General features: G+C 69.3%; 12 protein-coding genes. 3 read left to right on the top strand and 9 right to left on the bottom strand.

From position 1 onward, the window contains the following. Window positions 1-75 precede the first annotated feature (75 nt). Window positions 76-936, top strand: coding sequence for an enoyl-CoA hydratase-related protein (locus DJ019_RS12255; RefSeq protein ID WP_111276329.1), 861 nt, complete (start codon window positions 76-78; stop codon window positions 934-936). 6 nt (window positions 937-942) lie between these two features. On the opposite strand, the gene DJ019_RS12250 is transcribed toward DJ019_RS12255, so the two are convergent. From DJ019_RS12250 to dgcA, 3 genes are read right to left on the bottom strand one after another with little or no spacing between them, the layout of a single operon-like run. Continuing rightward, on the bottom strand, window positions 943-3,252 hold the full coding sequence (locus DJ019_RS12250) for a TonB-dependent receptor (RefSeq protein ID WP_111276328.1): 2,310 nt from the start codon (window positions 3,250-3,252) through the stop codon (window positions 943-945). A gap of 34 nt (window positions 3,253-3,286) precedes the next feature. After that, a complete protein-coding gene (locus tag DJ019_RS12245) occupies window positions 3,287-5,101 on the bottom strand; it encodes a tetratricopeptide repeat-containing sulfotransferase family protein (protein WP_111276327.1) in 1,815 nt (604 codons plus the stop codon). A gap of 57 nt (window positions 5,102-5,158) precedes the next feature. Beyond that, complete coding sequence (gene dgcA / locus DJ019_RS12240) at window positions 5,159-6,157, bottom strand: N-acetyl-D-Glu racemase DgcA (RefSeq protein WP_111276562.1); 999 nt, start codon at window positions 6,155-6,157, stop codon at window positions 5,159-5,161. 92 nt (window positions 6,158-6,249) lie between these two features. Between dgcA and DJ019_RS12235 the strand changes: the two genes are divergently transcribed. After that, on the top strand, window positions 6,250-7,047 hold the full coding sequence (locus tag DJ019_RS12235; protein ID WP_111276326.1) for a DUF7847 domain-containing protein: 798 nt from the start codon (window positions 6,250-6,252) through the stop codon (window positions 7,045-7,047). Here the strand turns inward: DJ019_RS12235 and DJ019_RS12230 are convergent. The 6 genes from DJ019_RS12230 to DJ019_RS12205 are packed head-to-tail and all read right to left on the bottom strand — an operon-like array spanning window position 7,040 to window position 13,036. Then, entirely contained in the window at window positions 7,040-7,942 is a 903-nt protein-coding gene (locus DJ019_RS12230; RefSeq protein WP_111276325.1) for an RDD family protein, read from the bottom strand. The two genes, DJ019_RS12235 and DJ019_RS12230, sit on opposite strands and share 8 nt — an antisense overlap. Continuing rightward, window positions 7,939-8,934: a stage II sporulation protein M gene (locus tag DJ019_RS12225; RefSeq protein WP_111276324.1), complete on the bottom strand. Its 996-nt coding sequence runs from the start codon at window positions 8,932-8,934 to the stop codon at window positions 7,939-7,941. The genes DJ019_RS12230 and DJ019_RS12225 overlap by 4 nt, the downstream gene beginning before the upstream one ends. Continuing rightward, window positions 8,934-10,211, bottom strand: coding sequence for a DUF58 domain-containing protein (locus DJ019_RS12220; protein WP_111276323.1), 1,278 nt, complete (start codon window positions 10,209-10,211; stop codon window positions 8,934-8,936). Before DJ019_RS12220 ends, DJ019_RS12225 begins: the two co-directional genes overlap by 1 nt. A 41-nt stretch (window positions 10,212-10,252) precedes the next feature. After that, a complete protein-coding gene (locus DJ019_RS12215) occupies window positions 10,253-11,209 on the bottom strand; it encodes an AAA family ATPase (RefSeq protein WP_111276322.1) in 957 nt (318 codons plus the stop codon). Beyond that, window positions 11,196-12,413 carry a hypothetical protein gene (locus tag DJ019_RS12210; RefSeq protein WP_111276321.1) on the bottom strand — a complete coding sequence of 406 codons (1,218 nt, stop codon included), beginning with the start codon at window positions 12,411-12,413 and terminating at the stop codon, window positions 11,196-11,198. Before DJ019_RS12210 ends, DJ019_RS12215 begins: the two co-directional genes overlap by 14 nt. Next, window positions 12,410-13,036 carry a DUF4129 domain-containing protein gene (locus DJ019_RS12205; protein WP_111276320.1) on the bottom strand — a complete coding sequence of 209 codons (627 nt, stop codon included), beginning with the start codon at window positions 13,034-13,036 and terminating at the stop codon, window positions 12,410-12,412. The genes DJ019_RS12210 and DJ019_RS12205 overlap by 4 nt, the downstream gene beginning before the upstream one ends. Window positions 13,037-13,125: 89 nt before the next feature. Between DJ019_RS12205 and DJ019_RS12200 the strand changes: the two genes are divergently transcribed. Next, on the top strand, window positions 13,126-14,142 hold the full coding sequence (locus tag DJ019_RS12200) for an adenosine deaminase (RefSeq protein WP_111276319.1): 1,017 nt from the start codon (window positions 13,126-13,128) through the stop codon (window positions 14,140-14,142). The last annotated feature ends 7 nt before the right edge of the window (window positions 14,143-14,149 follow it).

Raw genomic sequence — 14,149 nt, 5'->3', positions numbered from 1 at the left:
AGCGCATCGGCGCGCTGTTGCCTGCCGCCTCGTCAATGCGCCGTGATGCGGGAAAAGACGAATGGGAGGATGCGGATGGCCTACGAGACGATCCTGTACGAGGTCGACGGCCCGGTGCTGACGATCACGCTGAACCGGCCCGAGAAGCTCAATGCCTACACCGGCGTCATGGGCGCGGAGCTGACCGACGCCTTCGAGCGGGCCGACCAGGACGATGCGGTGCGGGTGGTGATCGTCACGGGCGCCGGCCGTGGCTTCTGCGCAGGGGCCGACATCTCGGGCGGAGCCGACGCCTTCGACACCAAGGCCGAAGGATCGGTGGCGTTCGCCGCGCCGGGACAGCCGCGTAAAGCCGGCGGCGGCTTCGTCGAGGCGATCTTCAACTGCCGCAAGCCCTCCATCGCGGCGATCAACGGCGCGGCCGTGGGCGTCGGCGCCACCCTGACCCTGCCCATGGATATCCGCCTCGCCGCCAAGACGGCCAAGATCGGCTTCATCTTCGCCCGGCGGGGCCTGGTGCCGGAAGCCGGCAGCGCGTGGTTCCTGCCGAAGCTCGTCGGCCTGCCCAGGGCGCTGCGCTGGTGCATGACGGGCGCGATGGTTTCGGCCGAGGAGGCGCGCGAGGCCGAGCTCATCAGCGAGGTGGTCGAACCCGAGCGGCTGCTGGCGCGGGCGCGCGAGATCGCGATGGAGATCGCAGAGAACACGGCGCCGGTGTCGGTGGCCCTGGCGCGTCAGATGCTCTGGCGGTTCGCGGGCGCGCCCGACCCGTCCGGCCTGCTGGCCATCGACGGCCGTCTCAGCATGGAGCTGGGCGCGGGCCCCGACGTAAAAGAAGGCGTGGGCGCCTTCCTCGAGAAGCGCCCGCCCCGTTTCCCGGGGCGGGTCTCTCAGGACATGCCCAGCCTCTATCCCTGGTGGGACGAGGCTGGGTAGCCGTCGCTAGAAGCTCTGGCCGAAGCGAAGACCGAGGATCCGTGGCCGGCCAGGGTCGACGAAGACCCGGGTGCAGACCGTACAGGCTACGCCCCTGTCCACCTGGTACTTCTCGTCCAGCAGGTTCTTTGCGAAGGCCTCGATCCGCCAAGAACCGTTGGTGATCCCGGCCGTCAGGTCGACGACCGTGTATGCCGGAACCTTGCCGACGATCGCCCGGTCCGCCGATCGCAGATCAGGGAAAGCCGAGCCGGAGTGCACCAGGGAGCTCTGGACGTGGGCGTCATAGTCGCCGACCTGCCACTCGTAGCGGGCGTTCAGGTTGTACTTGAACTTCGGCGTCACCGGCAGCGACTGACCCTTCGGGGCCAGGATCGGGCCGCCGGGCGTGTTCCGGTAGTCCTCGTCCAGTTCGGCGTCGATGTAGGACGCTGAGCCCGACAGGGTCAGGCCAGGCGCGGCAAGCCAGTCGAGGTCGGTTTCGACCCCCTTGATCTTGGCCTTGCCGCCGTTGGCGATGATGGTCAGGCCGTTCTGCCCCAGGAACGAGAACTGATAGTCGTCCCACTTGCCGTGGAAGGCGGCGCCGTTCCAGCGGAGCCGGTTAGAGAGCCATGTGGTCTTCCAGCCGAACTCCAGGTTCTTCAGGTAGTCCGGGTCGTAGGCATCGCCTCCGCGTCGGTTGACGCCGCCAGGACGATAGCCGGTCGAGTAGGTCAAATAGACCATCCGGTCATCGTCGAACTTGTACTGGGCGTTGAGGCGGTAGGTTTCGCCGTTGTCCTTGGTCACCCGGTCCAGATTGGTGCAGGGGCTGCCCTCGACGACGGCTGGTGCGAAGCAGGCCGCCTCCCCGGTGCGCGAGGAATAGCCACGCCCATAGCCGAAGAAACCTTCGAGGCCGTTCTTGGCCTTGAAGAAGCGGATTCCCGCGTTGAGGGTCAGCTTGTCGGTGACGTCGAACCCTGCATCTGCGAAGGCCGCATAGTCACGGTCGACGCGAAGCTGCTTGGTGAGCCAGATCGTGTCGGGCCACCCGGAAACCTCGGTCGCCGCCGCAAGGCGGTCGATCTTGTAGCGCTGCTGAATGTTGTGGGTCTGACGCTGGTAGAACAGGCCCGCAGTGACGCGGAACCGGTTCTCGGCCGGCGAGGCCACCCGGAACTCGTGGGACTGCTTGGTGAAGTAGTCCTTGCTCTGGATGTACTGGGTGATGTCGTTCGGCTGCCCGGCGTCGTCCGTCCAGTACGCGCCGTAACCATAGAGGGTGTCGTAGAAGAAGGCGTAGTCGGAGTAGTCGGACTCGCCATCGAGCCACCGCCGCATGTACGCGCCAGCGTAGACGAGATCGAGGTTGGAGACCTTGCCCTCAATCGTGGCGGCGGCCTGGAACCACTTGTCGTCGGAACGGTCGGGGCGGAAGCGCGCGACGTTCAGGTGGCCGCGCCCAGGATCGTAGCCAAAGAAGCCGTCAGCCTCGGTGCGCTGCACGTTCAGCGACGGCGTGATCGACCAGTCCTCGTCCAGGTCGATCTTCAGCGCGGCGCGAGCGCCATAGACATCGACTTCGTTGAAGTCGTTCTCGGCGAGGGCGGTGTTGTTTATGGTCACCGGCCCGGTCGGATAGGTCAGTGAATCCTGTTCGTTGTCGATGAAGCCGGCGTCGTGCACCGCCCAGCCCACGAGCCTGATCGCGGCCCGATCGCCCAGCGGCTGGTTGACGTAGCCTTCGACGCCGTAGCCGATGTCGCCGTGAGCGACCGAGTTCACCTCCAGGTCGTACGCCGCCTCGAAGCCCTGGGTGCTGGGCTTGTTGGTGATGATCCGGATGGTGCCCGCCTGCGAACTGGCGCCGTAGAGCGTGCCCTGAGGCCCGGCCAGCACCTCGACGCGCGCGATGTCATAGACGTGAACGTCCAGCGGCCCGGTGATGGTCGTGACGGGCTGTTCGTCCAGGTAGATGCCCACGCTCGGCAGCGGGCCGGAATGGTTGCCGTTCTCCCCGGACGCGACGCCCCGCATGTAGATCTTGGCGAAGCCCGGCGCAGAGGTGTTGATCGTGACATTCGGCAGGAACTTGATGAAGTCGTTCATGTCCGACACCTGCAGCTGATCCAGCCGTTCGGTGCTGAGCGCGGACACGCTGATCGGGACGTCCTGCAGGTTTTCCGCCCGCTTCTGGGCGGTGATCATCAGCTCCTCGAGCTCGGTGCCGGCTGACTGGGCCAGAGCCGGGCCGGCGGTGGCGGTCAGCATGCTGGTAGCCAGCAGGCCCGCAGACCAGCGTGCAGCCTTCAATCTATGGTCTCTCTTCATCTCAATCCCCCGAACAAACAGACTTGGACGCCCTCTACGCGGGCGGGTTTGGGTAGCTATCCAGCACGGGCCCCAGCGCGGCTTTGAGGGGACCCAGCCAGGGTTCGTAGTTCCGCCAGTGGTCGGCGGCGTCGGTGAAGATCGGCCGGCGCACCTGCTCGGAGCTCGCGGTCCGCACCGCGCGGTCGTTCTCGTAGAAGCGCAGGCACGCCTCCTCGAAGGGCAGACCGCAGTGCGCCAGCAGCGCGCGGGTCTGCCCCTCGGGATCGGCCACCATTTCCTCGTAGATCACCCGGTGGACCCGGCCCGGCAGGATTTCGTCGAAGTGCGCCATGAGCGCGACATAGTCGGCGTAGTACCGGCCAAGATCGGTCAGGTCGTAGGTGAACCCCTGCCCGCGGGCGAAGTGCTGCTTGAACCCCGAGAACCCGCAACCCAGCGGATGGCGGCGCGCGTCGATGATCTTCGCGTTCGGCAGGATCAGGCAGATCAGGCCGACGTGCGCCCAGTTGTTCGGCATCTTGTCGATGAAGTACGGACGGCCGAGCTTTCGGTGCACCTGCGCGCGCGCCAGGTACTCTTCGCCCAACGCCTCGAGCTCCTTCGCCTCGAGGCCCGACAGCATGTCCGGGTAGACCCCGCCCGACGACTTCCGCGCCCTCCCGCCGAGTCGCCGAGCCATGGCGACGATGTCGGGCAGTTCCTGAGTGCCTTCTACCTGGCTGTGGCTGGAGAGGATCTGCTCCACCAGCGTCGAGCCGGATCGCGGCAGGCCGATGACGAAGATCGGATCGGGCGCCTGGCAGCCCCGTCCCGCGCGCGCCTTGAAGAAGTCGCTCGCGAACAAGGCCCGCGAGCGGCGGACATGGAGCGACGTCTCCTCCGCCTCGTAGGCCAAATCCTCCCGCCGGAGGGCGTTGCCTCGAGCATAGTGGTCGAACGACTCCGCCCAGCGGCCTGCGTCCTCCAGCGCCTTACCGAGCGCGAAATGGAGGTGGAACCGATCCTCGCGGCCAAGATCGGTCCGGACGAGCTGGCCGACCATCGCCCCTACGTCCGCCTCCGAGAACCGGACGGTCTTGAGATTGGCCAGACTCCACCACGCCTCGCCCAACTCCGGCGCCAGGGTCAGGCTCTTGCGGTAGGCCTCAACGGCTTCGGCCTGCCGCCCGACCGTCTTGAGCGCATGGCCGTAACTCATCCACGTCTTGGGGTGGCCCGAATGGCGGCGAAGAACCCGCGCATAGTGCGCGATGGCCTGTTCATACTCGCCGATCCGCCCGAGCGCGGCGGCCTTCAGGTTCAGATAGGCGGGGTTCTCCGGATCTTCCGCCAGCAGCCGATCAAGCTCCGCGATCGCCGCCTCGGGCTTGTTGTGCCGGTAGAGCACCGTCGCATAGTTGTGCCGCGCGGCCGCGAACCCGGGCGCCAGCTCGACGCAGCGCGCCAGCAGCTTCTCGGCGTCGTCGTAGCGACCCAGCCTCATGCCCGTCTCGGCCAGCATCCGGATGGCGGCCACGTCCGTCGGGCGCTCGCGCAGCACGGCGCGGAGGGTCTGCTCGGCGGCGGCCAGGCGATTCTCGGACAGCGCCGTCGCGGCGGCCACCAGGGCCGGGTCGCCCACCGAGGCCTTCACCGAGCGGAGGTAGGCCGCCTCGGCCCCCTGCATGTCGCCCTGACGGCGCAGGGCCGCGCCCAGCAGGCGCAGCGCCTGGGGGTGCTCGCCAACGGCTTTCAGGATCTCGCGCGCCTGCGCTTCCGCGGCGGCGGCGTCATGGGGGAGAAGACGCGCGGCGTGGTCGAGGGCGACCTCGAGCGTGCCGACTGTCTCTGCCGCAGCGTTCGCCACGCGGCCTCCCCAAAATGTGACGGCCAGATGAACCGCTGATGCGCGTACGCTGTCAACTCAGGGGCGCGAGCCTGGCTCGCCCCAAAAGCCCGGCTGCGGCGAAAGGAGCATTCCGCCCTGCAGACGGCATCCGCCGGGGCGGTCCTCGCGCAGCCACCAGGGTCCGTCCAGATCGACGAGGTCGGCCACCCCGCCCACGAAGAGCGCCGGCGCGATGGCCAGGGAACTTGAGACCATGCAGCCGGCCATGACCCCCAAGCCAAGGGCACGCGCCCGGTCGGCCATCGCCAGGGCCTCGGTCAGGCCGCCGGCCTTGTCGAGCTTCACATTGACCATCTGGTAGCGCCGCGCGGCCTGCTCCACGTCGGCCGCCGTGTGCACCGACTCGTCGGCGCAGATCGGCGCGGGATAGGTGAGCCCCGCCAAGACTGCGTCCTCGCCGGCGGGCAGGGGCTGCTCCACCACCGCGACCCGCAGGCGCGAGATTGGCCCGGCCATGGCCTGCAGCACCGCGAGGGTCCAGCTCTCGTTGGGATCGACGATCAGGCGGGCGTCCGGCGCGGCCTCCGCCACGGCCAGCAGGCGCTCGGCGGGCCGGTCGGCGTCGAGCTTCACCTTCAGGAGCGGCGCGTCCGCCGCCGCCGCGGCCGCGTCGCGCATCGCCTCAGGTTCGGCGAGACTGATGGTGACGGCCGTCGTCAGCGTCTGCGGCAAGTGTCGCCCAAGGCTTTCGGCCACGGAACGTCCGTCCCGCCGCGCCTCCAGGTCCCAGAGCGCGCAGTCCAGTGCGTTGCGCGCGGCGCCGGCGGGCATCGAGGCCGCCACGACCCGCGCCGGTTCGCCGGCCGCGAGCCGCATCGCGGCGGCCTCCAGCTGTGCGCTGACCGAGGCCGGCGTCTCACCATACCGGGCATAGGGCACGCACTCGCCAAGACCGGTGAAGGAGCCGTCGCCCAACTCGGCCAAGACGACCTCGGCGTGGGTCTTCACGCCGCGCGAGATGCGGAACGGCGCGCGGAGAGGGAGCCGTTCGACCCGGGTATGAACCCGCATCATGGAGTCGCCTTCCACGGCGCCGCCCCGGCCCATCGACAGATGTATCGCCCCATGATTAGCCTGCCCTTGCGTCAGCAACCTGGGGGAGTGAAATGACGGCGGCGACGGCCCTTGAGCCTGGCAAGATCGACATCGCGCGAGTGATCCAGCAAACCTTTGCGGTGCTGGGCCGCAACTTCACGACGTACATCGTCCTGGCGCTCCTGCTGTCGGGAATTCCGACCGCGATCATCAGCTATCTGCAGGCCGGCAACATCGCCGCCGTGCAGAGCGGGAACTTCAGCCTGGGCCCCGCCTATTTCACAACCGTTGCCGTCGGCGGGCTTGCCGCAATCGTCACATCCGCCATCCTGCAGGGCGCACTGGTCTACGGCGCCGTGCAGGACATGAATGGCGCGCGGGCCGGCGTCGGCGACAGCCTGGCCACCGGGCTGCGGGCCTTCCTTCCCCTGATCATCGTCAGCGTGCTGTTCGCCATCGCCGTCGTGTTCGGTTTCATGTTCCTGGTCGTTCCCGGCCTGATGATCATCTGCGCCTGGTGTGTCGCCGTGCCGGCCCTGGTGGCGGATCGCACGAGTATTCTTGGCGCCTTCCGGCGCAGCGCCGATCTCACCCGCGGAAACCGGTGGCGGATCTTCGGCCTGCTGGTCCTGGTATGGATCATCGCCCTCGCGATCGGGACCGTGGTCGGGCTCATCACCAGCGGAGCGTCCTTTGCCTCGGGCGACCCGGCCGCACTGCTGCGCAGCCCGGTGCAGATCGTCGGGAACCTCGTGACCAACACCTTGACCTCGGTGGTCAGCGCCACCGGCGTGGCGGTGCTCTACGTGGAGCTTCGCCGGGCGCGCGAAGGGTTCGGCGCCCACGCGCTCGCCGACATCTTCAGCTGACGTCGAACTTGTCCTTGCGGCGGTGGCCGAAGAGCATCCGGCTCTCCAGCCGGCCGCGCAGGGCGGCGTAGTAGGCGTTGAGGAAGGTCCGATCGGGGATGTCGCTCGCGCCATCCCAGGCGATCTTCGTGCGGATGCGCTCGGCGACCTCCTTCATCGCCCGGCGATCACCGGCCCGGATCACATCCTCCAGGACGTGCAGTTCCTTGACGCCATAGGCGTCGAGCTGGGCGGGGGTGAAGGCCAGCCCCTGCGAGGCGGTGCGTTCCGTGTCGGCGAGGTCCGGCTGGAGCACCTTCTTCGGCGCCTTCACCACCAGCGTGCCGGCGGCCAGGTCGCCTAGTCGCCGACGGTCACGGTTGAACAGCGGGAACAGCACGAACACCCCGCTCCAGATGGCGCCCAGCGTGATCAGGGCCGCGTCCACTCCCTCGCCCCGCGCCAGGAAGAAGGCCAGCGGCAGGAAGACCTCCACCTCTCGCATGGCGTTGCGGGCGAAGACGGCGTCGGCGGTGAGCCGCCCTCCGTCGGCAGCGACGACTCTCAACCCCATGATGCGCTTGCCCGGGGTCGCCGCCCGTGGCTGGGCCTCGAACAGGAAGAAGTAGAAGTTCCGCCCGACGAAGGTGACGAGAAGCCAGACCACGCCGAGCGCTTCCAGAAGCCAGGCGGCGCGCGTGGCCCACAATACGGCGAGGACGGCGAGGCTGAACACGCCCATGCCCCCGAACAGGATCAGGAAGTCCAGCGCCATCGCCGAGAACCGTTCGACGTAGGCGCCGACCTTCAGGCGCAGATCGACCCCCTCGGGCGTCACGAATTCGCGCCAGCCGGAGTCTGGCTCGCGCCGGACCTTGAGGCCCCTGAGCCGCTGGGTCACGCCGCCGGCCGTCATGGCGCGGGTCTCCGTGGCCAGTAGAAGTAGACGAGCCAGCCGGCGAGGGTGACGGCCGCGATCGTGTAGCGGGCGGCGTCGAGCTGGATGAGCTGGCGCCCGAAGCCCTCAATCAAGCCGGCGACGAACAGCATGACGACAACGCCCGCCATAGCCGTCGCCGCGCGCCGACCGGCCTCGGCCGCGGCGTCGACACGGCTGCGCGCGCCCGGGAAGGCCACGGCCCAGCCGATGGAGAACCCTGCGGCGCCGGCGAGGACGATCGCGAACAGCTCGGTCGCTCCATGGATCATCAGCCAGCCGGTGGCCTCGACGCCCAGATTCCGGGAGAAGAACAGCGCCAGGAAGGCGCCCAGCATCCCGCCGTTCAGTACGAGCAAGGCCGCCGTCGGCAGGCAGAACGCGAACCCCAGGGCGAACGCGAACAAGGCGATCTGGGCGTTGTGGGTGAAGAGGAAGGCGGCCAGGCCCGACAGGCCCTCCATCGCCGTCGTCTCCTGGTACAGCGTCGCGCGCAGCGAGGCGGTCGTCGCCATGGGATCGCGGCCCGACGCCAGGCCCGGATCGACGAAGCTGTAGAACCAGTCGGGATCGCCGCGCACCAGGACGAACGCGACGACCGTGGCCACCACCGTGATCGCCAGGGAAGCGAGGGTCTCGCGCCAGAGCGCCTGGACGGCCGCAGGCCAGTCCCGACGGAAGAACCGGGCCAGCCGCTCCGGAAGTCGCGCGCGGGCGCCGTAGACGAAGAAATAGGATCGCGTGCAGAGGCTCTCCAGGTAGGCCACCAGGCTCTGGTCCAGCGAGATCGAGCGCGCCACCGAAAGGGAGGACAGCGCCTGGCGGTACAGCACCGGCAGCTCCAGCAGCTCCTCCCGCTTCAGCTTGCCGACCCCGCCGGCTTCCGCCTTGGTCAACAGGGACTCCAGCCGCCGCCAGTCAGCCTCGCGCTCGGCCCGGAACCGCCAGCTCTTGAGATGCAGCTCTGCCATCAGATGAGCCCCCGGCGCTTCACGTCCAGGTAGCCGTTCAGCAAGGCCGTCGGCAGCGCCTCGGCCGGCGCGTCGACGATCTGGGCGCCCAACCGGCGCAGGCGCGCGCTCACCGCCTCGCGTTGCTTCAACAACCGGTCGGCCACGACGGCGCGGGAAACGTCTTCCGGGCTCTCCGGCCGCTTCGCGACCAGCGTCTCCAGCTCCTCGTCCCGGAACACGACGAACAGGACGAGATGGGTGCGCATCAGCCGGGCCACGTTCTCGACCATCAGCTCTGCGCTGGTGGCGTCCGCGAAGTCGGTGAAGATCACCACCATCGCCCGGCGGTCCAGCCGGCCGGCAAGGGCGGTCAGGCCAAGGGTGAAATTGGTCTCCTCGGTGGAATAGTCGATCGACGCCGCCAGCTTCTGCAGCAGGGGAAACGCCGCCGGCCCGGAGGCGAGGCCGCTGGCCAGTCTTGGCCGGGAGTCGAAGGCGAACAGGCCCACGCGATCGCCCATGCGCAAGGATGCGAAGGCCAGCAGCAGCGCGGCGTTGATCGCCCGGTCGATCCGCGGCAGGCCGGCCGTCGGCGCGCTCATCAGCCGGCCGGTGTCGAGGGCGATCAGGACGTGGTGGTTCCGCTCGGTGCGGTACTCCCGGCCGACCAGCTTTCCGTGGCGGGCCGACTGCTTCCAGTCGATGTCGCCCAGGTCCATTCCGGTCTGGAATTCCTTCAGGGCGTGGAAGTCCGAGCCTTCGCCGACATCCAGCAGCGGCTTGGCGCCCAGCGGCGCATCGGGGGCGAACAGCCGCAGGGCCTGTTCCTTCACGCCCGCCACATCCGGCGTCACCGCGACAGACGGCCCGTCCGACGACTGTCGCTGAACCCAGACCAGACCAAGGGGGCCGCGCCAGCGCGCCCAGACGCCCTCGATCCGCCCCTCACCCCGCCGCAGCGGAGATAGCCGAACCTCGCGCTCCGCGCGCCCCGCGGCCGTTCGGACGATGGCCCGCTCGGGGTCGGCGTTCAGGCGGGCGTCCACGCCCACCGCCAGCTCCACCTCGCCCGGCGCCCGCCCCTCGAAGGCGGCGACCAGGCGCATCGCGTCGGCCCGCCCCACGCCCATGACCCGGGGCGCCACGGCCTCCAGGGTCACTCGGCGCGGGGGCGTCGCCAGCAGCGCGTCGGCCAGCATCAGCCCCACGGCCAGGACGATCCATGCCGCCGCCGCCGTCCAGAGACCCGGCGCGATCATGGCCACGGCCAGGGCCGGCGCGGCGCCGGCGGCCATCAGCGCGATCGCCCTGCGAGTGGGATAGAGGCGCAAGGGGGTCAGCGCGGCGCGGCGGCCAGGTCGACCAGGGCCGCGATGATCTGGTCGGCCCGCCGCCCATCGATCTCGGCGGCCGGCGACAGGATCACCCTGTGGCGCAGCAGCGGCAGCGCCAGGGCCTTCACATCGTCGGGGATCACATAGTCGCGCCCGTCGAGCGCGGCCCGCGCCCGCGCCGCCAGAGCCAGTTGCGCGGCGCTGCGGGGCGAGGCGCCGCTGGACAGGTCGGGCGTCTCGCGCGTGGCCCGCACGAGATCCAGCACATAGTCGACGATCTCATCGGTCAGCCGCACCGCGGCGACCGCCTTGTGCGCTTCGGCGAGCTGCTTCGCCGTCGCCACCCGGGCGACCCCCCGCTCAGCCGGGTCGGAGTGTCCGGACTGCATGCCATATTCAGCGACGATCCGGCGTTCCTCCTCGCGATTGGGATAGCCGAGAGTCTGCTTGAACAGGAACCTGTCGAGCTGGGCCTCGGGCAGCGGATATGTGCCCTGCTGTTCCAGCGGGTTCTGGGTCGCGACCACCATGAACCGATCCGAGAGCTGGCGCGACTTGCCGTCGATGGTCACCCGTCGCTCCTGCATCGCCTCCAGCAGAGCGGCCTGGGTCTTGGGCGGCGTGCGGTTGATCTCGTCGGCCAGCAGCAGCTCGCAGAACAGCGGCCCCTCGGTGAGGGAGAAGGACGAGGTCTGGAAGTTGAAGACATTGGCCCCGATGATGTCGGCCGGCATCAGGTCGGGCGTGAACTGGATGCGCCCGAAGTCCAGCCCCAGGGTGCGCGCGAAACACTGCGCCAGATAGGTCTTGGCCACCCCGGGCGGCCCCTCCAGCAGGACGTGCCCGCGGGCGAAGAGCGCCGTGAGGAGCAGGTCGATGGTCTCCTGCTGGCCCACGATGGCCTTGCCGATCTCGGCGCGGACCTGGTCCGCCAGCGCCTTCACCTCAGCGACGTTCACGCGTCATCTCCCCTCGCCACTCATGCAGTTTCCTGGCCACAGCCAGCAGGTCGTCCCGGTTGGCGGCGGCGTCGGCCTCGGCCGCCAGCTCGGCCGGCGAAGATACGCCTCGGCGGGCCGCCAGCTCGTCCAGCCAGCCTTCCTCAGCCACGTGACCGCCGGCGCCGCGCGTGACCGCCGCGCGGGTCAGGGCCGCATAGGCGGGCGCCAGCTCGTGCTCCTTGCGCGCCGCGCGTATCAGGTCAGCCGAGTTGTCGACCAGGGCCCGCGCGCCAAGTGCGAAGGCGCGTCCGCGCCGCCGCGGCTGGCCGAAGCGCGCCAGGGCGTGCAGCCCCATCAGCAGGCCGGCCGCCACCGCGATCAGGGTCGCCGCCAGCCACGGTGGCTCCAGCATCAGCCGGCCCAGGCCTCGCCCACGCTCATATCCGTTCAGCGTCACGTCGAAGAGCAGGGACCGCTCACCGCGCGCGGTCTGCAGGATCGACAGCGCCGCCCGCGCCGTATCCCGGCTGGCGAGGCCCTGGTTGTTCAGGAGGTCCGGCTCGGCCAGCACCCAGATACTCGGCGTCTTGGTGGAACGCACGAGGACGGCCCGACCTTGATCGTCCACCAGCAGGGGGGTCCAGCCCTGGCCTCCGATGGTCGCCAGGCTGTCGATCTCTCCGGTCCGCATCGCCGGGACATCCGCGAACGGCCCATCGGCGCCGCGGAGCACCGGGCGCGAACGGCCCTTGCGATAGGTCACCTCGGTCTTCGGCGCATACGAGGCAAGGAGCGCCGTCAGACCCCGGTCGCCCGGCATCACCCCCACCTTGCGGACGAACCCCCGCCGGATGGGGTCGGGCGCCGCCAGCCATTTCGGCAGCACGATGAGGGTCAGCGCGCCCTTGGGATAGGCCTGTAGCTCCTTGGGGCTGAGGCCCATCTCGGGCGTGAGGATGACGACGGAATCCGCCGGCTGGCTCGGCCGTATCCGGCTGACCACCACTGGCGCGCCCGCCGCCTTCATGAAGATCGGCGCGCCCGCATAGCCCACCGCCGACTTCGACAGGGCGTGGGCCCGCCCGTCCTGGCCGCCGCGCAGGTCGGGCGCATAGGCCGAGAGGACGGCCAGGCCAGCCAGGGACACGACGCCCACGATCACCAGAATGAGGATGACCCTGGGCGAGAAGGCCTGGGGTTGCGAGGCCGGCTCCGCGCTCATCGCCAGCCCTCCGCGAAGGCGAAGGCCTCGTAGTCCGCGCGGGCCGACTGGAACGCCTCAGCCCCTGCCGGACGTCCGCCGAAGAAGGTGCGTTCCACCGCTTCCGCCAGACGGGCGAACGCCGACCGGGCGTCGGCGGGCAACACGGCGAGCGCGGCGATGTCGCGGCTGGTGAGCGCGGGCTTCACCACCCCGGGTCGCCGCGCGACCAGGTCGTCGATCGAGCGGAACAGCAGGAGGTGGATCGCCTCGTCGAACCGTCCGGCGGCGGCAAGTCCGTCGGCGTCCTCCAGCAGCGCCCGGGCCTTGGCGGGCTCCGGTCGCCAGTCGGTGACCGTCTTGTCCGTCGCCTTGCGGAACCATCGCTCGGGTACGAGTTCGCGCAGGATGAAATAGAGGATCAGAGCCGCGCCCACGGCCAGGCCGCCCCAGAACACGTACTTCAGGAAAGGGCCGATCTGTTCAAGGAAGCGGACCAGCGCTTCCGCCCAGGCCGGCGGCGCTTCCGCCTTGGCGACATTGAAATCGAATTGGAGCCCCGGCGTCTCGCGCAAGGCCGCGTGCGCCGCCGCGAGCTGCTGCTCAGCCGCCTGCCCGCCTGACGCCTCACCTGCCCCCGCCACGCACACTCCCGAGTTGCAGGCCGAACCTAGAGCACGTGGCGCGGCCCGCAACCCTTGACCGATAGCCAGGTTGGGTCGACCACGTTCCCATGACCGACCTTGCACCGTTCATTCGCGGCCTGCCCAAGGCTGAACTGCATCTGCACATCGAGGGCAGCCTCGAGCCGGAACAGATGTTCGAGTTCGCCCGGCGGAACCGGGTCGCCCTGCCCTTCAACACCGTGGAGGAGGTTCGCGCCGCCTACGCCTTCTCCAATCTCCAGGACTTCCTGGACATCTACTACCAGGGCGCCGGGGTCCTGCTGGTCGAGGACGATTTCAGGGACTTGGCTCTGGCCTACTTCCGGCGCGTGGCCGCCGACGGCTGCCGCCATGTGGAGCTGTTCTTCGACCCCCAGACCCACACGGACCGCGGCATCCCGTTCTCGGTGGTGGCCGAGGGGCTGCTCGCCGGGATATCGGAGGCCGAGCGGACCCTGGGCGTGACCTCCAGCCTCATCCTCTGCTTCCTGCGCCACCTGGACGAGGACGCCGCGATCGCCACCCTGAAGGCCGCCGAGCCCTATCTCGACCGGATCCAGGGCGTCGGCCTGGATTCTTCGGAAGTCGGCCATCCGCCATCCAAGTTCGCGCGGGTGTTCAAGGCCGCGCGCGAGCGGGGCCTGAAGCTGGTGGCCCACGCCGGCGAGGAGGGCCCGCCCGAGTACGTGTGGGAGGCGCTGGACGTCCTGCACGTGGACCGGATCGACCACGGCAACCGCGCCCTCGAGGACGCGGCCCTCGTGAAACGCCTCGCTGCCGAAGGAATGACGCTCACCGTCTGCCCGCTCTCGAACCTCAAGCTCTGCGTGGTGGACGACCTGAAGGCCCATCCGCTCAAGCGGATGCTGGACCTCGGCCTGCGCGCCACCATCAATTCGGACGATCCGGCCTATTTCGGCGGCTACCTCGGCCAGAACTGGATCGAGGTCGCAGAGGCCCTCTCGCTCACCCGCGCCGACCTGGTGATGCTGGCGAAGAACAGCTTCACCGGCTCGTTCCTGCCGCCGGCGGTCGTCCGACGCCACCTGGCGGACATCGACGCCTATGTGGCCGCCGGCGGCTGAAGGGTTG

The organism is Phenylobacterium kunshanense, from assembly GCF_003254525.1.
Taxonomy (GTDB): domain Bacteria; phylum Pseudomonadota; class Alphaproteobacteria; order Caulobacterales; family Caulobacteraceae; genus Phenylobacterium; species Phenylobacterium kunshanense.
This window is presented reverse-complemented; position numbering and strand designations above follow the sequence as displayed.